21 protein-coding genes and 1 riboswitch are annotated in these 20,888 nt (G+C 69.4%); of the genes, 10 read left to right on the top strand and 11 right to left on the bottom strand.

Annotated elements, in window-relative coordinates; genetic code table 11:
- Positions 1 to 128 precede the first annotated feature (128 nt).
- The 6 genes from ABDJ40_RS11760 to ABDJ40_RS11735 form a co-directional block, all read right to left on the bottom strand.
- Positions 129 to 782, bottom strand: coding sequence for a PilW family protein (locus tag ABDJ40_RS11760; RefSeq protein WP_488473452.1), 654 nt, complete (start codon positions 780 to 782; stop codon positions 129 to 131).
- 104 nt (positions 783 to 886) lie between these two features.
- Positions 887 to 1,504 carry a type IV pilin protein gene (locus tag ABDJ40_RS11755; protein WP_347609892.1) on the bottom strand — a complete coding sequence of 206 codons (618 nt, stop codon included), beginning with the start codon at positions 1,502 to 1,504 and terminating at the stop codon, positions 887 to 889.
- Positions 1,505 to 1,533: 29 nt separating this feature from the next.
- Complete coding sequence (locus tag ABDJ40_RS11750) at positions 1,534 to 2,028, bottom strand: pilus assembly FimT family protein (protein WP_347609890.1); 495 nt, start codon at positions 2,026 to 2,028, stop codon at positions 1,534 to 1,536.
- A gap of 377 nt (positions 2,029 to 2,405) precedes the next feature.
- Complete coding sequence (gene nrdR, locus ABDJ40_RS11745; RefSeq protein ID WP_183105134.1) at positions 2,406 to 2,849, bottom strand: transcriptional regulator NrdR; 444 nt, start codon at positions 2,847 to 2,849, stop codon at positions 2,406 to 2,408.
- Between the two features lie 15 nt (positions 2,850 to 2,864).
- Positions 2,865 to 4,115 carry a serine hydroxymethyltransferase gene (gene glyA / locus ABDJ40_RS11740; RefSeq protein WP_347609887.1) on the bottom strand — a complete coding sequence of 417 codons (1,251 nt, stop codon included), beginning with the start codon at positions 4,113 to 4,115 and terminating at the stop codon, positions 2,865 to 2,867.
- A gap of 66 nt (positions 4,116 to 4,181) precedes the next feature.
- Positions 4,182 to 4,309: riboswitch (ZMP/ZTP riboswitch) on the bottom strand.
- 216 nt (positions 4,310 to 4,525) lie between these two features.
- The gene (locus tag ABDJ40_RS11735; protein ID WP_347609885.1) at positions 4,526 to 5,362 is read right to left on the bottom strand and encodes a lytic transglycosylase domain-containing protein; all 837 of its coding nucleotides are present in this window, start codon (positions 5,360 to 5,362) and stop codon (positions 4,526 to 4,528) included.
- Positions 5,363 to 5,614: 252 nt separating this feature from the next.
- On the opposite strand from ABDJ40_RS11735, the gene ABDJ40_RS11730 reads away from it, so the two are divergent.
- Positions 5,615 to 7,192: a UbiD family decarboxylase gene (locus tag ABDJ40_RS11730; RefSeq protein WP_347609883.1), complete on the top strand. Its 1,578-nt coding sequence runs from the start codon at positions 5,615 to 5,617 to the stop codon at positions 7,190 to 7,192.
- Between the two features lie 287 nt (positions 7,193 to 7,479).
- On the opposite strand, the gene ABDJ40_RS11725 is transcribed toward ABDJ40_RS11730, so the two are convergent.
- Positions 7,480 to 8,265, bottom strand: coding sequence for a YdcF family protein (locus ABDJ40_RS11725; protein WP_347609881.1), 786 nt, complete (start codon positions 8,263 to 8,265; stop codon positions 7,480 to 7,482).
- Positions 8,266 to 8,406: 141 nt separating this feature from the next.
- On the opposite strand from ABDJ40_RS11725, the gene msrA reads away from it, so the two are divergent.
- The 5 genes from msrA (at position 8,407) to ABDJ40_RS11700 (ending at position 13,854) form a co-directional block, all read left to right on the top strand.
- Positions 8,407 to 8,961: a peptide-methionine (S)-S-oxide reductase MsrA gene (gene msrA, locus ABDJ40_RS11720; protein ID WP_347609879.1), complete on the top strand. Its 555-nt coding sequence runs from the start codon at positions 8,407 to 8,409 to the stop codon at positions 8,959 to 8,961.
- Positions 8,962 to 9,018: 57 nt separating this feature from the next.
- Positions 9,019 to 9,750, top strand: a complete 732-nt coding sequence (locus tag ABDJ40_RS11715) for an ABC transporter ATP-binding protein (RefSeq protein ID WP_269632853.1) — start codon at positions 9,019 to 9,021, stop codon at positions 9,748 to 9,750.
- 17 nt (positions 9,751 to 9,767) lie between these two features.
- Positions 9,768 to 11,021: an FtsX-like permease family protein gene (locus tag ABDJ40_RS11710; RefSeq protein ID WP_347609876.1), complete on the top strand. Its 1,254-nt coding sequence runs from the start codon at positions 9,768 to 9,770 to the stop codon at positions 11,019 to 11,021.
- Positions 11,022 to 11,235: 214 nt separating this feature from the next.
- A complete protein-coding gene (locus tag ABDJ40_RS11705) occupies positions 11,236 to 11,622 on the top strand; it encodes a hypothetical protein (protein WP_347609874.1) in 387 nt (128 codons plus the stop codon).
- Between the two features lie 123 nt (positions 11,623 to 11,745).
- Complete coding sequence (locus ABDJ40_RS11700; RefSeq protein ID WP_347609872.1) at positions 11,746 to 13,854, top strand: TonB-dependent receptor; 2,109 nt, start codon at positions 11,746 to 11,748, stop codon at positions 13,852 to 13,854.
- A gap of 18 nt (positions 13,855 to 13,872) precedes the next feature.
- Here ABDJ40_RS11700 and pdxH read toward each other — a convergent pair whose 3' ends face one another.
- The gene (gene pdxH / locus ABDJ40_RS11695) at positions 13,873 to 14,508 is read right to left on the bottom strand and encodes a pyridoxamine 5'-phosphate oxidase (RefSeq protein WP_347609870.1); all 636 of its coding nucleotides are present in this window, start codon (positions 14,506 to 14,508) and stop codon (positions 13,873 to 13,875) included.
- A 124-nt stretch (positions 14,509 to 14,632) separates the two neighbouring features.
- Between pdxH and ABDJ40_RS11690 the strand changes: the two genes are divergently transcribed.
- The gene (locus tag ABDJ40_RS11690) at positions 14,633 to 15,298 is read left to right on the top strand and encodes a nucleotidyltransferase family protein (RefSeq protein WP_347609868.1); all 666 of its coding nucleotides are present in this window, start codon (positions 14,633 to 14,635) and stop codon (positions 15,296 to 15,298) included.
- 67 nt (positions 15,299 to 15,365) lie between these two features.
- On the opposite strand, the gene ABDJ40_RS11685 is transcribed toward ABDJ40_RS11690, so the two are convergent.
- Complete coding sequence (locus ABDJ40_RS11685; RefSeq protein ID WP_347609866.1) at positions 15,366 to 16,343, bottom strand: inositol monophosphatase family protein; 978 nt, start codon at positions 16,341 to 16,343, stop codon at positions 15,366 to 15,368.
- 136 nt (positions 16,344 to 16,479) lie between these two features.
- Between ABDJ40_RS11685 and ABDJ40_RS11680 the strand changes: the two genes are divergently transcribed.
- Positions 16,480 to 17,241, top strand: coding sequence for an RNA methyltransferase (locus ABDJ40_RS11680; protein ID WP_347609864.1), 762 nt, complete (start codon positions 16,480 to 16,482; stop codon positions 17,239 to 17,241).
- Between the two features lie 83 nt (positions 17,242 to 17,324).
- Positions 17,325 to 18,092 carry a serine O-acetyltransferase gene (gene cysE / locus ABDJ40_RS11675; RefSeq protein WP_269632861.1) on the top strand — a complete coding sequence of 256 codons (768 nt, stop codon included), beginning with the start codon at positions 17,325 to 17,327 and terminating at the stop codon, positions 18,090 to 18,092.
- 61 nt (positions 18,093 to 18,153) lie between these two features.
- Here cysE and mog read toward each other — a convergent pair whose 3' ends face one another.
- Together mog and yjgA are read right to left on the bottom strand one after the other, a co-directional pair.
- On the bottom strand, positions 18,154 to 18,771 hold the full coding sequence (gene mog / locus ABDJ40_RS11670; RefSeq protein WP_347609861.1) for a molybdopterin adenylyltransferase: 618 nt from the start codon (positions 18,769 to 18,771) through the stop codon (positions 18,154 to 18,156).
- The gene (gene yjgA / locus ABDJ40_RS11665; protein ID WP_347609859.1) at positions 18,764 to 19,342 is read right to left on the bottom strand and encodes a ribosome biogenesis factor YjgA; all 579 of its coding nucleotides are present in this window, start codon (positions 19,340 to 19,342) and stop codon (positions 18,764 to 18,766) included. The genes mog and yjgA overlap by 8 nt, the downstream gene beginning before the upstream one ends.
- 120 nt (positions 19,343 to 19,462) lie before the next feature.
- Here yjgA and pmbA point away from each other — a divergent pair, with 120 nt between their 5' ends.
- Positions 19,463 to 20,872 (top strand): metalloprotease PmbA, encoded by a 1,410-nt coding sequence (gene pmbA / locus ABDJ40_RS11660; protein WP_347609857.1) that lies wholly within the window; start codon positions 19,463 to 19,465, stop codon positions 20,870 to 20,872.
- Positions 20,873 to 20,888 lie beyond the last annotated feature (16 nt).

Below are 20,888 nucleotides of genomic sequence, written 5' to 3'. Positions count from 1 at the left end.
AGCGCAGCCGCTGGGCATCTGCGCGCCGCCCTCGCCGCAGAGGTCGCCACCGTGATCGTGGTGGCACTTGCCGCTGTTGGCGTAGCGGCGGGTGCGGCTGCGGCCGGTGCGGATCGCAGGGTCAAAGCTCAACATGAGGCCGCGGTCCATTCCAGGCGTTGGTTGCGAACGTGGATGCTGCTGCTGATGCTGCGCACCGTGTGAGGGTCCAGGCGCGACTGCCCCACCAGCAGCACGTGGAGCGTTTGCGCCTGCAGGCGGGTGTCGCAGGACCGGACCTCGCGTGGGGAACCGGCGCAGGGACAGGCGTCCGGCAGGCTGCCCTCCGAGCCGGCCAGGCGGACTTCCATGCGGATGAAGCGGACGGTGTTGCTGTCGCTCCAGGGCTGCCAGCTGTGTTCCAGCAGGTATTGCAGCTGCGTGCCCTGCAGGCGAAAGCCACGCTCGATGCGCCGCCGGGCCTCCCCAGCTTCGGCCCGGACGTAAACCAGGCGCAAGCCGTCACCGGCGCTTTCGTCGGGGATGGGCGCGCCGCCCCGCAGCAGTTGGAGGCGCGGGGCTTCAGCTGGGCGTGAGGGCAGGCGTCCGCGCTCGGGCATCAGCTCGTGGGCCGCAGGATCGGCACCGCTGCGGTGGACTTCGTGGCGCATCAGGGCGATGGCGTTGCGCAGTTCCTGCTGGAGAAGGGTCTCTGCCAGCAGATGCCTGTGCTCGCGCCACTGGCTGAGCATGAGGGTGCCGGCCACGGCGCACAGGAAGAGGCCCACCGCCATGCCGACCATCAGGTCCACAAGGGTCCATCCACCCTGACCGCTCCCCGGGGTGGCCTTGCCCCGGCCAGGACCGCAAGGCTGCGACCGGGCGCTGGAGCGCTGCAGCAGGCTGCTCATTGGGGCCAGCACGGGGCGCTGGGACTGCCCGTGGCATCTGAAGCGTTGTGGGTGAGCTGCCGGCCTTCCAGTGTCAGGCTCAGGACGGCGCAGGTCCTGTCATGGGCCTGGGGGCTGGTGTGCAGCGGGGTGGCCAGGGCGACGAAACCTTTGCTGAAGGGCTCGATTTCGGCGTCGTCGGCGTCGTCGGCGGCCTTGGGCAGGTCGAGCAGGCGCAGCTGGTAGTGCTGCAGCGAGCTGGTCCCGAAGCCAAGCTCCGCCAGGCTCCCTGCATAGCGCCGGTGGCTGCTGCGGTAGCGGGCTTGGGCGTTCAGCAACTCGGACAAGGCCGTCTGCGCTTCGCTGCGACGGGCCCTGTGCATGGCGCCTTGAAAGTGCGGCCATGCGAGGGCGGCCAGGGTGGCGGTGATGCAGAGAGCCACCAGGAGCTCGACCAGGCTCAGCCCGGCCCGCTGCCCGCGTGACGGTGGCGGGCCCGAGGAGTGCTGCTGTGCTGTTGGCGCGATGGCGGCATCCGGCGCAGGCACGCAGGGGCACTGCGGGCCCGGAAGCCGTGCGCGCCGTGCCTGGCTGGGCCGTGGCTTGGGCGCTTCGGAAGGCGGTGAAAGGTACATGGAGGGCTCCCTAGGGCTGCGGGCAGGGTTCAGGCCAGCGGAGGCAGGCACGGGGGCAGGGCACTGGGCTCCCATTCCCGCGCGCAGGCGCGGACGCGTCCGGCTGGGCTCAGCAGGTACCAGATGCCACGGCCCGTGGCGGACTGCTCGATCCGGAAGGTGCCGGCGCTGGTGACAAAGCCCTCGCCGGGATGCAGGGTGACGCCCGGCACATTGGCCATGAGCCGCGTGCCGCTGCTGCTGGCGATCCAGCGGTATCTGATGGGCGGGGCATCAGCTTCGCAGTGGGCGCCGGTGGCGCTGCAGACGCAACGGTCATGCGGGGCAAGGTGCAGCACGTAGCAAGTCCCGCCGGGCACGCGCTTGACGCTGAGCCGCAAGGCCTGCTCCCCGCTGAGCGCGAGGCTCCGCGCCAGCTGCAGGTCATGGGCGAAGTCCACCGCCAGCGTCTCCAGGCGGCGGCGCAGGACGGCGCTCTGCAGTGCGGGCCAGGCGATCTGACCCAGCACGCCGAGCACGGCCATGGTGATGAGGGCGCTGATGAGCCCGAAGCCTTGCTGATGGGCACGGGCTGGGCGTGGTGCCGGCAGGGGCGCCCGATTTGGAGCGGCAAGGGCTGCGGCAGGGGGCGCTGCGGCTGCGGCAGGGGCTGAAGCCGGTGGCTGTGCTGGACGCCGTGCAGGATGTCCTGCCGGAGCCTGGCCTGGCAGCGGGGGTGGGCGGTGGGCCGGGATGTGGGCCGGGATGTGGGCAGTAAGAGGTCGCACGGCAGGCCTTCGTCAGGGAAGGCTTGCAGGGTAGGACCGGTGCCGGTGCGGTGCATCCCCAGGCTGCGTGAGGGCAGCCGGGTCTGGTCCGCAAGGCTGCGGACTTTATGCGTTAGCGCGGCGGATTTGCCGGGTCAGATGTCCCGGATCAGCTGCCGGAATTCGTCGACGTCCTCGAAGCTGCGGTAGACCGAGGCAAAGCGGACGTAGGCCACTTTGTCGATGCGCTTGAGCTCGCGCATGACCAGCTCGCCGAGCTTGGTGGACGGGATCTCGCGGGCGCCGCTGGTCAGCAGCTTGTCCTGGATGCGCTCCAGTGCAGCGTCGATCTGCTCGATGCTCACCGGCCGTTTGCGCAGGGCCAGTTGCATGGAGGCCCGCAGTTTGGCGGGGTCGAAGTCGGCGCGGGTGCCGTCCTTCTTGACCACCGCGGGCAGGGCGATCTCGGCCCGTTCGTAGGTGGTGAAGCGCTTGTCGCAGCTCAGACAGCGCCGCCGACGGCGGACCACATCGCCCTCATCTGACTCGCGGGTCTCGGCGACCTGGGTTTCGTGATGGGAACAGAAGGGGCAACGCATCGGCGGCGGACCGGCTTAGCGGTAGACGGGGAACTGGCGGGTCAGCGCAGCGACCTTCTCGCGCACCGTGGCCAGGTTGGCTTCGTCGTGCGGCTTGTCGAGCACGTCGGCGATCAGGTGGGCGGTGGCGCGCACCTGCTCTTCCTTGAAGCCGCGCGTGGTCATGGCCGGCGTGCCCAGACGGATGCCGCTGGTCACCATGGGCTTCTGCGGATCGTTGGGAATGCCGTTCTTGTTGCAGGTCATGTGGGCGGCGCCCAGGATGGCCTCGGCTTCCTTGCCGGTCAGGCCCTTGGGACGCAGATCCACCAGCATGACATGGCTCTCGGTGCGGCCGGACACGATGCGCAGGCCGCGCTCGATCAGGGTCTCGGCCAGCACCTTGGCGTTCTTGACCACCTGCTCCTGGTAGGCCTTGAACTCAGGGCTGAGGGCTTCCTTGAAGGCCACGGCCTTGCCGGCGATGACGTGCATCAGCGGGCCGCCCTGGATGCCGGGGAAGATGGCCGAATTGATCTTCTTGCTGATCTCTTCGCTGTTGGTCAGGATGATGCCGCCGCGCGGGCCACGCAGGCTCTTGTGGGTGGTGGAGGTCACCACGTCGGCATGGGGCAGGGGGTTGGGGTAGACGCCCGCGGCGATCAGGCCGGCATAGTGGGCCATGTCCACCATGAAATAGGCGCCGATTTCCTTGGCGATCTTGCCGAAGCGCTCGAAGTCGATGCGCAGCGAGTAGGCGGATGCGCCAGCGATGATCAGCTTGGGCTTGTGCTCGCGGGCGATGCGCTCCATGGCGTCGTAGTCGATGGCTTCGTTGGCGTCGAGGCCGTAGGACACGACCTTGAACCACTTGCCCGACATGTTCAGCGGCATGCCGTGCGTCAGGTGGCCGCCTTCGGCCAGGCTCATGCCCATGATGGTGTCGCCGGGCTGCAGCAGGCCGAAGAACACGCCCTGATTGGCCTGCGAGCCGGAGTTGGGCTGCACATTGGCGAACTGGGCGCCGAAGAGCTGCTTCAGGCGGTCGATGGCCAGCTGCTCGACGACGTCGACATACTCACAGCCACCGTAGTAGCGCTTGCCGGGGTAGCCCTCGGCGTACTTGTTGGTCAGCTGGCTGCCCTGGGCCTGCATGACGGCCGGCGAGGTGTAGTTCTCGGAGGCGATCAGCTCGATGTGCTCTTCCTGGCGGCGGTTCTCGTTCTGGATGGCAGTCCAGAGGTCGGGATCGATGGCGGCCAGGGTGGATTGGGTGCGGTCGAACATGGTGTCAGTGGGAATCTAGGGTTGTAGCCGGGCCCGGACCACAAGAAAGCATCTCGATGCTCCTTGCTCGGCTGCCCAGGCGAACGGCGGATCTGCCGGCCACCGGGGGTGCACAGGCAGCCGCGCTCCCCGGTGGTCACCCACCTTGGCCCCTCACTGCAGCAGGGGCGTCATCGCCAGTTGCGCGGCCCGTGGAGTGTAGCGGGTCCCGCCGCCGGGCTGGGGGACCATTCCACACCTGCAGGGTCGGTCTCCTTTGACCTCCACAGGGCTAGCGCAATGGAAAAAGCCCCGGGCGGGAGACGCCGGGGCTTGGCATGGCCTTGCAGGCCTGAGGGCGAAGGCGAGGGCGAGGGCGAGGGCGAGGGCGAGGGCGTTGCCGCAGCCAGCCCGCGCTCGCTCGGGACACCTCAGCGCAACAGGGCCACCTGCTGAGGGGCCGAGGACGCCATGGGAGCCTGGGGCTCGACAGCGGGGCGGGGCGTCGGGGCACGGCCTGCCGCCACGGCCTTGAGTTGCTCGTGCTCATTGAGGACCCGGCCTGCATAGCCGGCGTCATCGCTCAGGTTGGCGGCGCCGACGTAGTACTTCAGGCCGTCCTCCAGGCTGCCACCGCGCTGGATGCATTCTTTCAGCACCTGCACACCCACGCGCAGGTTGGTGACCGGGTCGAAGGCGGCATGGGTGCCACCGAAGGCCTCGTACTTGTCATCGTGGACGCGGGTCATCACCTGCATGAGCCCCTGGGCGCCCACCGTGCTCTGCGCAAAAGGGTTGAAGCCGGACTCGACGGCCATGATGGCGAGGATCAGGGTGGGCTCGACCTTGGCCTTCTGGCCCACGACCCAGGCTTCCTGGACCAGGCGGGCGACCGGCTCGGGGGCGACCTTGTAACGCCGTGCCAGCCACTGCGCCACGGCGGCCTGCGGGCGGCTGAGCTCCTTGGGATTGGTGGCGGTGGCGCGCTGGATGGCGGTGGGGTCGCTCAGGGTGTTGAGCACGTCGCCGCTGGCTTCGGCACGGGCTTCCTGGCGGGCGCTGAGCCAGCCCAGGGTCTGGCTTTCGAGTTGATGGCGCAGGTCTGCCTGGCTGGCAAAGGTGGCCAGCAGGGCGACGACGGTGAGCCCGAGCAGGGCCAAGGTGTTGTGGCTGACGACCAGCAGTCCCTGGCCGATGTCTTTGAGAAATACCTCAGTCGCGATGCGGGCATGGCGTCCGAGGCTCAACAGGTTAGCTTGCGCTGTCATGTGACTCCTTTCTTCTCCGCCCGATCCCCACCCCGCGCAGGACGCGGGGCAAAGACCGACGGTGATAATGGGCCGCCTGGTGTGCGGACGGGCATGAAGCCCTTCCACAGGCGGCGTCCATTGGCAGCGGTCGTGCGCTTGAACCCTGGAACGGCGCACGGGTTAACCCTCGCTGGTGCAAGGCTGGCCGGATTCTAAGGATGAAAAATAACCGGTCAAGCTTATAAGTGCTTGTCTTAATAGCTAATAGTTATGAAATATCGAGATCTGCGGGCCTTCATGGCCGGCCTGGAAGCCCAGGGTGAGCTGCTCCGCGTGAAGGATCCCGTCAGTACGCACCTGGAGATGACGGCCCTGTGCGACCGGGTGCTGCGCGCCGAAGGACCGGCCCTGCTGTTCGAGCAGCCGGTCACCCCCCAAGGCGCGGGGGGGCGGCAAATGCCGGTCCTTGGAAACTTGTTCGGCACGCCGCGCCGGGTGGCGCTGGGCATGGGGGCGGACAGCCTGGCCGAGCTGCGGGACGTGGGCCAATTGCTGGCCAACCTGAAGGAGCCCGAGCCACCCAAGGGTCTGAAGGACGCCGGCAAGCTGCTGCAGATGGGCAAGGCGCTGTGGGACATGAAGCCCAGCCTGGTGTCCCGGCCAGCCTGCCAGGCCAACATTCTGGAGGGAGATGCGCTCGATTTGGGGCGGCTCCCTATTCAGTACTGCTGGCCGGGCGACGCCGCGCCCTTGCTGACCTGGGGCCTGGTCATCACGCGCGGGCCGCAATCCATCCCCAAGCCACGACTGCGGCAGAACCTGGGCATCTACCGCCAGCAGCTGATCGGGCCGCGGCAGCTGATCATGCGCTGGCTGGCCCATCGGGGCGGGGCGCTGGATTTTCGTGATTTCGCCCTGGCCCATCCGGGCCAGCCTTTCCCCATCGCCGTGGCACTGGGGGCGGATCCGGCCACCACCCTGGGCGCCGTGACGCCGGTGCCGGACAGCCTGTCCGAGTACCAGTTCGCCGGCCTGCTGCGGGGCTCGCGCACCGAGCTGGCGGACACCGCCGTGGGCGAGGGCGGTCGCATGCTGCAGGTGCCGGCCACCGCCGAGATCATCCTGGAGGGGCACATCCCGCCCGCAGCGCCTGGCTTCGAGGGCCGCAGCGAGCACGGCGTGCCGCTCAAGGAGATCAAGGGCTACCTCTATGCCCTGGAGGGCCCGTATGGCGACCACACCGGGTACTACAACGAGCAGGACTGGTTCCCCGTTTTCGAGGTGCAGCGCCTGACGCACCGGGACGATCCCATCTACCACAGCACCTACACCGGTAAGCCGCCTGACGAGCCCGCGGTGCTGGGCGTGGCGCTGAACGAAGTCTTCGTGCCCATCCTGCAGAAGCAGTTCCCGGAGATCGTCGACTTCTACCTCCCGCCGGAGGGCTGCAGCTACCGCATGGCGGTGATCTCCATCCGCAAGAGCTACCCGGGGCACGCCAAGCGGCTGATGTTCGGCCTGTGGAGCTTCCTGCGGCAATTCATGTATACGAAGTTCATCGTCATCGTCGACGAGGATGTGGACGTGCGCGACTGGAAAGAGGTGGTCTGGGCCATCACCACCCGCATGGACCCGGTGCGCGACACCACGCTGGTGGAGAACACGCCCATCGACTACCTCGACTTCGCGTCCCCCGTCAGCGGGCTGGGAGGCAAGATGGGCATGGACGCCACCAACAAGTGGCCGGGCGAGACCAGCCGGGAATGGGGACGCACCATCACCATGCCGGAAGCGGTGCAGCAGTCCAGTCAGCGGCTCTTCGACCAGCTCTTCGCCGGCCGGTCATAGGCGTCCCGGGGGGTGAAGTCCAGGCGGGATCGCTCGGGGTTAACCAGGATCCATGGGGCCGTCGGCGCTGCTTGAAGTCTCCTGGCCCGCCGGCTAAGTTTGAGGAGCCTAACGATAGGCATTCCAACTGGCGCAGTCTCTGCGCGCCAGGAGCCCTCCGGTCATTCACCGCTGAGCTCCACCGGTGGCGCCAGCCACCCACCCCTCCGTGCGAAAGCCCGGGGGGGTTCCTCTTTCTGGGGGGCGTTTCCGCGTGAGGGGTGCCGTGAGGGGGCGGTTTCCGCGGCTCAGTGCCCGGCCAGCTGCCCCAGGACCTCGTAGAAGACGTAGCGCATGCGGCGATAGCCGGCCTCAGAGGGCGTCCAGTCATAAGGGGACAGATCCTCCAGCGGCCGCCCGCCGACCGGCGCCGCAAGCAGCGTCAAGGGGTAGCGCTCGGCCTGTGCGGCGGTCTCGAAGGCGCGCAGGCTGCGGGGCATGTGCTCCGCATGCGTGACCAGCACCAGGCGCTGAATCCCCCGTTCGCGCAGCAAAGGCAGGCTCAGGCGGGCGTTCTCGCGGGTGTCCCGCGCGGCGGGCTCGGCAAGGGACAGGGGAAGGCCGAACTCCTCGCGAGCCACCTGTTCCGCCACCAGGCTCTCCGGCACGTCGCCCGGCTTCGCCGGTGAAGGCAGGCCGCCGGTGAAGCCCAGCGGCCAGTCACAGCGCCGGGCCAGGCGGACGCCCTGCCTCAGCCGTTCAAGCGTACCCAGCTTGAGGTCGGGCCCGTCCCGCTCGGCCGTCCATTGGTGGATGCCGCCGCCCAGCACCAGCACCAGCGTCCGGGGCGGCGCCGCGCAGTCGCTGGCTTCGAGCCGCAGCGCGGGAGGCGGGCGCAGCAGGGCGTGCTGCAGCAGCAGGGCCGGTGCTTCGCACAGGGACAGCCACATCAGCGCAAAGACCGGCGGCAGCGCCCAGCGCCAGCGGCCGGCACGCCGCCACAGCAGCGCGCCGGCCAGCAGGGGCGGCAGCAGGAGGCCGGGGGGAGCCAGCAAGGCCAGGCACAGGGCCTTGAAGGGGGTGTAGAGATCCATGGCGGGGCAATGCGTCCGTGCGCGGGAGGATGCCGGGGCAGCTGCCGGCGCTGAGTCAGGGCGCGATTTGAGCATGCACCGCAGCGTCCGCTGCACAATGCGGGCTGTCGACGCGGGACTGCGTCATTGGAGGATCACACGATGAGCCATGTCGGCACGGGCCGCATCACGCTGGGAGGCGGCTGTTTCTGGTGCACCGAGGCGGTGTTCGCCCGCGTCCGAGGCGTGCAGGCCGTGGAGCCCGGCTATTGCAATGGCGAGCTGCCGGACCCCAGCTACGAGCAGGTCTGTACGGGCCGGACGGGCCATGCCGAGGTGGTTCGCATCGACTACGACCCGACCCAGGTGAGCCTCCGCCAGCTGCTGGAAGTGTTCTTCTGCATCCACGACCCGACCAGCCTGAACCGCCAGGGGGCGGACGTCGGCACGCAGTACCGCTCCGGCATCTATTACGAGCACCCGGACGACGAATCCCTGGCCCGCAGCTTCCTGGCGGAGGCCGACGCGGCCCTGGGCGGGCGGGTGGTGACCGAGCTCCAGCCCCTGCGCCTCTACAGCAGCGCCGAGCCCTATCACCACCAGTATTTCGCCCGCAACCCGGACCAGGGCTACTGCGTGTTCGTGGTCGCCGGCAAGGTCGACAAGTTCATGAAGACCTTCGGACATCTGCTGCGTGACGATGCCGGGACAGACTGACACCGCTAAGCCCTGGCGGCCGTCCATGCGGGGCCTGCGGCAGGGGAGGGGCAGGGCATGACCGTGCTCAGCGAACCCATGATCGCCTGGCACAGCCTGCGTCACGCCTATCCCGGTGGCGCCCTGCTGTACTTCGACGACTTCGTGCTGGCGCCGCGCCATCACCTGCTGGTGCATGGCCCCTCGGGCGTCGGCAAGTCGACCCTGCTGAACCTGATGGCCGGCCTGCTGCGCCCCTCGGACGGCCAGCTTCGCCTGGCCGGTGTGGAGCTCGGGCAGTTGCAGGGGGCGGCCGTGGACCGCTGGCGAGGCAGTCAGCTGGGCCTGGTGTCGCAGCGCCTGCACCTGAGCCCGTCGCTCAATGTGCTGGAGAACCTGCGCCTGCCTTTCCTGGCCGCCGGCCTGCCCGTCGACAAGGAACGCATCGGCCTTGTGGTGACCAGCCTGGGCCTGGAAGGCCTGGCCAAGCGCCGTGCGGCCCAGCTCAACCAGGGGCAGCTGCAGCGGGTGATCCTGGCTCGCGCCCTGTTGCGCGGGCCGCGCATTCTGCTGGCTGACGAGCCCACCGCCAATCTGGATGAAGAGGCGAGCGAACGCATGATCGGCCTGCTGTGCCAGGCCGCGTCCGAACATCACGTCACCCTGGTGGTGACCACGCATGACGCACGCGTGGTGCAACGCTTCCAGGCCCTGCTGCCCGTGCAGCTGCACCGCCTGCGCAACCTGGGCTGGCTGGCTTCGGGCCTGACCGCGGGGCTCAGTACCGTGCTGGGAGGTCAGCCCGGATGAAACGATGGGGATCTGCCATGGGGCCGACGCTGCCCTGGCTGGCCTGGCGCCATCTGTGGTCCAGGCCGCAATACGCCGGCATGAGCCTGCTGCTGCTGAGTCTCGCCCTGACCGCCGCGGGGCTGCTGATGCAGCTGAGCCAGCGCATTCCCCAGCGCCTGGAGCGCGAGCTCCAGGGCATGGAGCTGCTGGTCGGACCCAAGGGCGACCCCTGGCGGCAGACCCTGTCTGCCATCCAGCTGCTCAGCGAGCCCGGTGGCACGCTGCCCTATGAAGCGGTGCCCCTGCTGCGGGGGCTGCCGCAGGTGAAGCAGGCCGTGCCTGTGCTGCTGGGGGGGCGGCATCGGGGATTTGCGGTGATCGGTACCGAAGCGCCCTTCCTGGCCCTGCGCCAGGCGCGGCTCGCCAAGGGGCGCGGCTTCGAGCATGTGATGGAGGTGGTGCTGGGGGCGGATGCCGCCGAAGGCCTGGGCCTGGCCGTGGGTGCTGAGTTCAGCGGCCTCGAGCTGCCGGATCTCAAGCCGGCGGGGGCCTTGCCCAGGGCGTTTGTCGTCGTCGGCATCCTGGGGCGTCAGGGCTCGGCACTGGACGGCCTGATCCTGACCGATCTGAGCTCTCTGTGGGCCCTGCGTCAGCCGGCAGCCACGCGAGCGCCGGCGCTGTCAGCGGGCCTGACCGGGCTTGAGGGACAGCCAGGGGCCGACACGGGCGAAGAGAGCCTGGGCGATATCAGCCACGTGCTGGTCAGCCCGGCCAGTCCGGAAGCCCTGGGCGTGCTGCTCCCCTGGCTCAATGCACAGGCCCATCTGCAGGCGGCCGTGCCGCGCGACGAGATCGACCGCATGGCGGCCGCCCTGGGCTGGCTGCCGGCGCTGCTCAAGACGCTGCTGGTCCTGCTGCTGCTGTGCGCCTGGCTGGCGGCCTTTGCGCTGATGCTGCAGGCCCAGGAGCAGCGCCGCCAGGACCTGGTCCTCCTGCGGGTGCTGGGCGCCCCCGCCAGCCGTGTGGCGCTGCTGCCTCTGCTGGAATGGTTGTGGCTGGCCGTCCTGGCCCTGGTGCTGGCCTGGGGGCTCAGCGAGCTGGCCTGGATGAGCCTGCGACACCTGGCAGCGCCAGAGCAGCTGCATTGGCTTGGCACGCAGGGTCACGCCCTTCAGCATGGGCTGCTCCTGGTGCTGCTGGCTGCCCTGCTGGCCCTGGCCGGCGCGGCCTGGCCGGCCTGGTGCGCCTGGCATCTGCAGGTGTCGCGGATGCTGCAGCCGGGCGAGTAATCCCCTCAAGGACGGACGGCCTCCGGGGGATGCCTGATGGCAGGGTGCCCGGCGGTGTGCACAATGCCGCTGTTTTCACCCTGACGGCCCCTGTCTTGGTCCACACCCGCTTACGCTCCAGCGCGCTGCATCCCGCCCTTGCCGGTAGGGTGGGCGTGCCTGCGCATGCGCTGTGCCGCGGTCCCGGTCACGCCCTGCGCACGAGGTGCCGGGGATGAGCGGGCTCGGTGGCGTCCGCCGCCCTCGCGGCTGGCCGGTCGTGGCGCTGCATGCCTGGCTGGCCCTGTGCCTGCTGCTGGCCCAGGGCCTGGGCCAGGGGCACCGTGCGGCCCACCAAAGCTTCAGGTTGGCAGCAGCGGCGGCCGAGCAGGGTCCTTCGGATGCCTGGGGCCATGCGCTGGGCTCCACGGACTGCCAGCTCTTCGACCAGCTTGCCCACGGCGATCATCTGTGCGGCGCCGAGCCGGCCGCGGTCCTGCTGGCGCTGACCACGGTGGTGGTCGCCAGCCCCGCGCCGGTGTCCGCCGACACCGCACGGGCCACCCCGCGGGCCCGCGGCCCCCCGTTCTTGCCTGAGTCTCCGCCCCGCACAGGGGCATGAAGCTCGCCCGGCGGCGCCAGTGCGCCGCGGGCGTGCGGGTGCCATCGCGCCCGCCACTCAGACCCGGCGCGGCCCTCGGTGCCCGCCCATGCCAGGGGGCCTCCTTCAGCAGGCCCAGCATCCATGCAAGACAACGCTCTCCATCCGGTCCGGCGCGCGGCGCGCCAGGGCCTTGCCGCCTCGATCCACTCGACCACCTGTATGCCAGCCTGGCCGCGCACCGCGCTGCTGCTGGCCCTGCTCGGCGCCCAGTGGGTGCATGCCGAGGGCAATCCCACTGACAGACAGACCCTGGACGCCGTCCAGGTGACGGGCAATCCCCTGGGCAACAAGGAGCTGGCCCAGCCCGGCCAGTCCCTGGCTGGCGATGCGCTGCTGCTGCGCCGCGGTGCCAGCGTGGGCGAGACGGTCGAGGGCCTGCCCGGCATCGCCGCCACGTCCTTCGGCCCCAATGCCAGCCGGCCCACCATCCGCGGACTGGACGGCGAGCGGGTGCGCATGCTCAACAACGCGGGGGGCTCGCTGGACGTCTCCAGCCTCAGCTATGACCATGCGGTGCCGGTCGATCCTCTGGTGGTGGACCGCATCGAGGTGCTGCGCGGCGCCGCGGCCCTGCTGTATGGCGGCAATGCGATCGGTGGCGTGGTCAACACCATCGACAACCGCATCCCGCGCAGCCCGCTCCAGGGCCTGTCGGGTGCCACGGAGTTCAGGCTGGGTGGCGCCTCGAACGAGCGCGCCCTGGCTGCGGTGCTGGACGGCGGGCAGGGGCCCTGGGCCTGGCATGCCGATGCTTCGCGACGCCTGGCCGACGACCAGAGGACGCCAGGCTTCACCGCCCCGGACGGGCAGTCCATGAACCATGTGCGCAATTCCGCCAGTGCGTCCCGCAGTGCGGCTGTCGGGGGATCCTGGGTCGATCGGGACGGCTATGCCGGCCTGAGTTTCGACGACTACCGCAACGACTACGGCGTGACGGTGGAGCCCGACGTGAAGATCGCCATGCAGCGCCAGCGCGTGGCCGGTGCCGGCGAATGGCGCTGGAACGACGGTCCCCTGCGCAAGCTGCAGTGGCAGTTCAGCCGGGCCCGCTACCAGCACGATGAGATCGAGGGCGATGGCTCCCTGGGGACACGTTTTGCCCAGCGGGGTTCCGAGCTTCGGCTGCAGGCCGAGCACGCACCGCTGGCCGGTGCACGCGGCGTGCTGGGCTGGCAGCTGGAGCAGAGCCGTTTCGAGGTCCAGGGCGAGGAGGCCCTGATGCCCAGCAACCGCAACCGCGCCCAGGGGCTTTTCATCCTCGAGCAGTGGAGCGACGGGCCCTGGCAGCTGGGCCTGGGTGCGCGGCGCGACCAGGTCCGTGTGCGGTCCGACGGTGATGCCTCCGACGCCGCGGATGCGCGCTTCGGCCCCGCGACGGAGCGGCGTTTCTCGCCGGCCAGCGCCTCGGCCAGCCTCAGTTGGCATCCGATGCCGGCCCTGGGGCTGAGCCTCAATGTCAACCACTCCGAGCGCGCGCCTTCGGCAGGCGAGCTGTTCGCCAGCGGCGTGCATGTGGCCACTGGCGCCTTCGAGCAGGGCGACGCCACGCTGGGCCTGGAGCATGCCAGCGGCCTGGACCTGGGGATGCACTGGAAGCACGGCAGCGGCAGCGTGGAGATCAATGCCTACCGGACCCGCTTCAAGGACTACATCGCCCTGCGCGCGACCGGTGCCACCGTGCCGGGTGAGGGCGAGGAGTCGCTGCCGGTCTATGCCTACCAGGCCGTCGCGGCGCGCGTGCAGGGGCTGGAGCTCCAGGTGCAGCAGGACCTGCAGCTGGGCTGGTTGCCGGGTGCGCTGTCAGGCTGGCAATGGCAGGCGGGGCTGCAGCTGGATTGGGTCCAGGGCCAGGACCTGAGCCACGGAGAGCCACTGCCACGCATGGCGCCACGGCGCAGCACACTGAGCCTGGACGGGCAGGGCGGTGCCTGGGGCCTGCGCCTGGAGATCCAGCAGGCCGCGGCCCAGAACCGGGTGCCGGCCATCGACCGCCCGACGCCGGGCTACACCCTGGCGCGGCTCTCGCTGAGCCGGCAGTTCCGCTGGCAGCAGGCGGATGCCCTGTGGTACCTCAAGCTCGACAATCTCGGCAACGCCCTGGGCTACCGTGCGGCGAGCATGTCCACCATCCGCGACTGGGCGCCGCTGCCCGGGCGCAGCGTGTCCACCGGGGTGCAGCTGCGCTTCTGAGCAAGACCGGCCGGGATCTCAGGGCGCGAGGCGCTCCTTGATCCAGGCCTGCCCCTCCTGCTTGTAGGTGATGCGGTCATGCAGACGGGACTTGCGGCCCTGCCAGAACTCCCAACGCTCGGGCACCAGGCGGTAGCCCCCCCAATGCGGGGGGCGGCTGGGGCTCAGCCCGTGCATCGCGGCGGCCTTGGCGGCGTTGGCCACCAGCACCGCTCGGGAGCTGATCACCTGGCTTTGCGGGGAGGCCCAGGCTCCCAGGCGGGAGTCCAGGGGGCGCGAGTGGAAATAGGCGTCCGATTCCTCGGCGCTGACCTTCTCGACCCGGCCCTCGATGCGCACCACGCGCTCCAGCTCCACCCAGTGGAACTGCAGGGCCGCGAAGGGATGGATGGCGAGCTCACGGCCCTTGCGGCTGTCGTAGTTGGTGTACCAGACGATGCCGCGCTGATCGAGGCCCTTGATCAGCACGATGCGGGTGGACGGGCGACCGTCCTCGCCCACAGTGGCCAGGGTCATGGCATTGGGCTCGGGCAGCTCGGCTTTCAGGGCTTCATCGAGCCACTGGCGGAACTGGATCAGGGGCTCGCTGGAGGCCTGGGACTCGTCCAGCTCGGCCAGCTCGTAGCTCTTGCGCAGATCGGAAAGCTTGTTCATACCGGGAGTATCACTCAGGCGGGAACTCCTTAAGTGAAGCCCCCTATGGGGCGGCCATGGGGCAGCAGGCATGCTGCAGGGCAACAGTCGCTAAACAGGCGGCGAGATGAAAAAGGTGATTCGAATGGATGAACGACGGCCTGTTGTCGTCGTGCTGGCCGCGGGCCAGGGCTGCCGTTTCAAAGGCCCCGGCCACAAGCTCCATCAAGAGCTGAAGGCCGGGGAAACGGTGCTGCAGCGTACCGTTGCCCAGGTGCGGGCCGCGGGCCTGCCATGGGTGATCGTCACGACGCAAGCCATGCAGGAGCAGGTTCAGAGCCTGGTCCAGCGGCTGGATCAGCTGGTGGTGCTGCCCGAGCGCGGCGTGCAGGGTCAGGTCTTGCCTGTCGGCATGGGGCACAGCATTGCGGCGGGTGTCTCCGCCACTGGTGATGCGCCCGGCTGGGTGCTGCTGCCGGGTGACATGCCCAGCGTCAGCCCCGCTACCTTGCGTGCCGTGGCCGAGGGCCTGGGCGAGCAGGCCGTGGCCTTTGCCCAGCACCGGGGGCGCAGTGGCCAGCCCCTGGCCTTCTCGGCCGAGCTGTACTCGGACCTGGTCGGCCTGCAGGGCGACGAAGGCGCGCGCCGCCTGGTGGCGCGCTACCCGGCGGTGGGCATTGAGGTGCCGGACCCCGGCGTGCTGGAAAGCGTGGACACCGTGGAGGACCTGCAGCGTCTGCGGGAGCGTGAGCTTGCCGGGCCGCCTGACCATGCTGCCCAGGCGGCCATGGTGGGCAGCACCTGGATATGAAAAAGCGCCCCCGATGAGCCATCGGGGGCGCTTTCAATCCTGAGGGCGGCGGGGGCCGCCGCGGTGATCAGATCGGCGCGTCGTCGCTGCTCTTGTCGGTCTTCTTGATGCGCACCGGGCCGCGCTTGCGCTCGGCCGGAGCGGCAGCAACCTTCTTGGCCACTTCGCCGCTGGCGTCCGCGCCGGAGGCCTTGCCGGCGGACTTGCTGGCGTCTTCGTCCAGTGCTTCCTGCGTGATCACGCGGGTGTAGGGCGCCAGGATCTGGACCAACTGGCCGTAGATGCGGGGATTGCCGGCGACGATCTCGCGCTGGTGCAGGAAGTCGGCCTCGCCGGTGAAGTTGCCCACCAGGCCACCGGCCTCAGCAATGATCAGGGAGCCTGCGGCCACGTCCCAGGGGTTCAGGCCGGTTTCGAAGAAGGCGTCGTAGTAGCCGGCGGCCACGTAGCAGAGGTCCAGGGCCGCGGCGCCCGGGCGGCGCAGGCCGGCGCATTCCTGCATCACGGCCTCGAACATCTTCAGGTAGCGCTTGAAGTTGTCACCGCGGCGGAAGGGGAAGCCGGTGCCGATCAGGGCGTCGCTCATGCGGGTGCGGCGCGACACGCGCAGGCGGCGGTCGTTCAGGTAGGCGCCGCGGCCCTTGGTGGCGTAGAAGAGGTCGTTGCGGGTCGGGTCATAGACCACGGCCTGCTGGACCACATTGCGGTGGGCCAGGGCGATGGACACCGCGTAGACGGGGAAGCCGTGGATAAAGTTGGTGGTGCCATCGAGCGGGTCGATGATCCACTGGAATTCGGAATTCTTGTTGCCGTGCTCACGGCCCGATTCTTCGGCCAGGATGCCGTGCTCGGGATAGGCCTGCAGCAGGGTCTCGATGATGAGCTGCTCGGCGGCCTGGTCCACCTCCGTCACGAAGTCATTGGGCGACTTGCTGTTGATCTTGAGGATGTCGAGGTCCAGGGAGGCGCGGTTGATGATGGATCCCGCTGCACGGGCCGCCTTGATGGCGACGTTGAGCATGGGATGGAGTGAAGCTTGCGTCATGCGTGACCCTGCAAACGAAAGAGGTGGACTGGCGAAGGAAAAGAGCGGAGCGCTTGCATGGGCGCACGCCAGACCTTCGACAGTCGGCACACGGCATCCACGGCGCGGATAATCGACCATTTTAGCCGAGAAGCTCATGCCCGCCAGCGTGGAATCCACACGATTTGTCCTGATTCAGACCAGCCACCCCGGCAACGTGGGTGCCGCTGCACGGGCCATGAAGGTCATGGGCTTCTCCGAGCTGGTGCTGGTGCGCCCTCGTTTTGCCGACGTGCTCTGCCAGGAGGACACCATCGCCATGGCCAGCGGCGCGGCGGACATCCTCGCCCGCGCCCGCATCGTGCAGACGCTGGAGGAGGCGCTGGACGGCGTGACCTTCGCCTGCGCCACCGCCATGACGCCGCGGGATTTCGGCCCGCCGACCTCGGCGCCCCGGCCGCTGTTCGCGGAGCTGGCGATCTCGGGTCACACGCTGGGCCTGGTCTTTGGCTCCGAGCGCTACGGCATGAGCAATGAGGATGTCTACCGCTGCCATGCGGTGCTCTCCATTCCCACGCATCCGGACTATGGCTCGCTGAACCTGTCCCAGGCCGTGCAGCTGCTGGCCTATGAATGGCGCCAGGCCCTGGGCGGCTTCGAGGTGGCGGCCCGCACGGCGGATCCCCTGCTGGCCGATGGCCGCGCGGTGCAGGGCCTGCTGGGCCATCTGCAGGAGGCGCTGGAGCACATCGGCTACCTGGACCCCGCCGCGCCCAAGAAGCTGATGCCGCGCCTGAACCAGCTCTTCAACCGCGCCCAGCTGACGCAGGAAGAGGTGCACATCCTGCGCGGCATGGCCCGCAGCATGCTGCGCCTTCACACGCCAGGCACCCCCAGGGACGAGGCCGCCGAGGACTGACACCAATCTCCCCATGGCCCCGGCTGGCAACCCCCGCCGCTACACTGGCGCTCCCTTGTTCACGACCCCCCGGCACCGCCACCATGTTCAAGCGCCTGCGTGAAGACATCCAGCTGATCCTCGAGCGCGACCCCGCCGCGCGCAGCAGCTGGGAGGTGCTGACCTGTTATCCCGGCCTGCATGCGCTGGTGCTGCACCGCCGGGCCCACTGGTGCTGGACCCACGGCTTCAAGTGGCTGGGGCGTTTCATCTCGCACCTGTCGCGTTTCCTGACCGGCATCGAAATCCATCCTGGCGCCACCATCGCCCGGCGCGTCTTCATCGACCACGGCATGGGCATCGTGATCGGCGAGATGGCCGAGATTGGCGAGGGGTGCACCATCTACCAGGGCGTGACCCTGGGCGGCACCTCTCTGGTGAAGGGCGCCAAGCGGCACCCGACGCTGGAGCCGGGCGTCATCGTGGGGGCCAATGCCTGCGTGCTGGGCGGCTTCACCGTGGGCGCCGGCGCGCGCATCGGCTCAGGCGCAGTGGTGACAAAGCCTGTGCCCGCGGGGGCGACGGCCGTCGGCAACCCGGCCCGCATCATCGAGGCCCAGGCGGAGGCCCAGCGCGAGGCCGCGGCGGCACGCATGGGCTTCTCGGCCTACGGCGTCACGCAGGGCGACGATCCGGTGGCGATGGCCATGAAAGGGCTGATCGACAACGCCGCCGGCCACGAGCACCAGATCGCTCTGCTGTGGCAGGCCATCGCCAAGCTCTCCGAGACCCAGCGCAGCGACTGCGTGCCGCAGGATGCGCAGCAGGACGAGTGCTTTGACGCCGCATCGCTGAGCCGCCTGGTCAAGTAGGCCTCGGCGCAGCCATGACAAAGGGCGCCACGCGGCGCCCTTTTTGCCATGCAGGCGGTGCTCAGGCCTCGGGTCGTACGCGCACGGCGTTCTTCGGCCTGAAGGTCTTGACGCGGTCCTCGCGCGTTTCCAGGTAAGGGCCGCCGATGAGGTCGATGCAGTAGGGGATGGCGGCAAAGATGCCGCTGACCAGCACCTCGCCCGTGGGCGACTTCAGGCCCTCGAGGGTCTCGGCAATGCTCTTGGGCTGGCCCGGCAGGTTCAAGACGAGCGCCTTGCCGCGGATCACCGCCGTCTGGCGCGAGAGGATGGCCGTGGGCACGAAGCGCAGGGAGATCTGGCGCATCTGCTCGCCGAAGCCGGGCATCTCGCGATCGGCCACATCCAGTGTGGCCTCCGGTGTCACGTCGCGCGGGGCGGGGCCGGTGCCGCCGGTGGTCAGCACCAGGTCACAGCGGGCTTCGTCCACCAGTTCGCGCAGGGTGGCAGCGATCAGCGGGCGCTCGTCGGGGATCAGGCGCGCCTCGAAATGCAGCGGGTTGTGCAGGGCCTGGGCCAGCCAGTCCTTCAGCGCGGGCAGGCCCTTGTCCTCGTAGACGCCGGTGGAGGCGCGGTCCGAGATGGAGACGATGCCGATGCGGACCGGCTCGAATCCCGAGGATGCGGCGGGCTCACTCATCGCCATCGCCATCGCCATCGAGGCCTTCCGCCGATGCCTCCTGCGCCACGCGCTTGGCCTCGGCCTTGATGAACTGGAAGAGCTCGCGGAAGGCGCGCCCGCTGCGCTGCTCGGGGGCCACGGAGGCGTCCTTGCGCGCGGCGCGCACGAGGCTGCGCAGCTGCTGCACGTCCACGCCCGGATGCTGGCCGATGAAGTCCTGGAGCGCCTCGTCCTGGGCGAGCAGGCGCTCGCGCCAGGCTTCGCTCTCGTGCAGGGTGAGGCTGTCCTGGGCGCGGCCCAGCTTGAAGTCGGCCACGGCCTGGCGCACGGGCTCGGCGTCGATCTTGCGCATCAGCTTGCCGATGTACTGCATCTGCCGGCGACGCCCCTCGAAATTGGTGATCTTCTTGGCCGCCTTGATGGCGTCCAGCAGGATCTCGGGCAGGTTCAGCGGCTCCAGGCGGCTGGCGGGCAGGGTCAGCAGGTCCTCGCCCAGGGACTGCAGGTCGTGCATGTCGCGCTTGAGCTGGCTCTTGCTGGGGCGGCTGAAGTCGTCGTCAGCGCCGGTGTCGTCGTAGGAATGGTGCATGGGTGCTCGATACGGCAGGGGCGTTTGCCGGTGGCCTGCGTGCTGCAGGCGGCGGGTCGCCAAGCCTCGTATGATAGTCGCCCACCCCGGCCGCCTGTCGGTCAGACACTTTTCCAGCCCATGTCCAACACCATCGCCACGACCACCGAGAACCCCGCTTCGAGCGCTCATGCCGTCCACGGCTTTGCCTACAGCCAGGACCAGTTCCGCCAGCTGGTGGAGGATGCCCTGAACGAGGCGCGCCGCCTGGGTGCCAGCGATGCCGGCGCCGAAGTCTCCGAAGGCTGTGGCCTCTCGGTCTCGGTGCGGCGGGGCGAGCTGGAGAACGTCGAGCGCAACCGGGACAAGACGCTGGGCATCTCGGTCTACCTGGGGCAGCGTCGCGGCAATGCCAGCACTTCCGACTTCTCTCCGCAGGCCCTGAAGGACACCGTCCGCGCCGCCTTCGACATCGCCCGCTTCACGGCCGAGGACGCCTTCGCCGGCCTGCCCGACGAGCAAGACCTGGCCCTGGACGCCAGCCAGCGCCCGGAGCTGGACCTCTTCCATCCCTGGGACTTGGACGCCGAAGCTGCCGCACAACTGGCCCTGCGCTGCGAGGCGGCCTGCTTCGCCACCGATCCGCGCATCACGAATTCAGAAGGCGCGGCAGTGTCTGCCCAGCAGTCGCACTTCATCGCCGGCAATACGCGGGGCTTCATGGGCGGCTATGCGAGCTCGCGGCACACCCTGTCGGTGGCGCCCATCGCGGGCCGTGGCGCCGGCATGCAGCGTGACGCCTGGTACAGCTCCATGCGCGCGGCCCAGGACCTGGCCTCGCCCGAGGCCATCGGCCGCTACGCCGCAGAGCGGGCGCTGTCCCGTCTCAAGGCCCGGCGCGTCAAGACGGCCGAGGTCCCGGTGTTGTTTGAATCGACCGTGGCGGCCGGCCTGCTGGGCGCCCTGGTGCAGGCCACCAGCGGCGGCGCCCTGTACCGCAAGGCCAGCTTCCTGCTGGACAGCCTCGGCACGCCCGTGCTGGCCCCGCACATCGACGTGCAGGAGGACCCGCACGAGCCCAAGGGCAAGGGCAGCACGCCCTTCGACGACGAGGGCGTGATCACCCGTCCGCGCACCGTGGTCGAGGCCGGCGTGCTGCAGGGCTATTTCCTGTCGACCTACTCGGCCCGCAAGCTGGGCCTGCGCACCACGGGCCATGCGGGCGGCTCGCACAATCTGCGCATGAGCAGCCGCAACACGGCCCCGGGGGATGACCTCCCCACCATGCTTCGCCGCCTGGGCCGCGGCCTGTTCGTGACCGAGCTGATGGGGCAGGGCGTCAACTACGTCACCGGCGACTATTCCCGCGGCGCCAGCGGCTACTGGGTGGAGAACGGCGAGATCGCCTTCCCCGTCCATGAGGTGACCATCGCCGGCAATGTGCGCCAGATGTTCCAGGACATCATCGGCATCGGCAACGACGTCTACACGCTGGGCAGCAAGTCGGTGGGTTCCATCCTGGTCTCCCGCATGAAGCTCGCGGGCGCCTGAGCCGCGCCGCCGGCTG

It is taken from the genome of Roseateles flavus (assembly GCF_039872765.1).
In the GTDB taxonomy this organism is placed as follows: Bacteria; Pseudomonadota; Gammaproteobacteria; order Burkholderiales; family Burkholderiaceae_C; genus Roseateles_B; species Roseateles_B flavus.
This window is presented reverse-complemented; position numbering and strand designations above follow the sequence as displayed.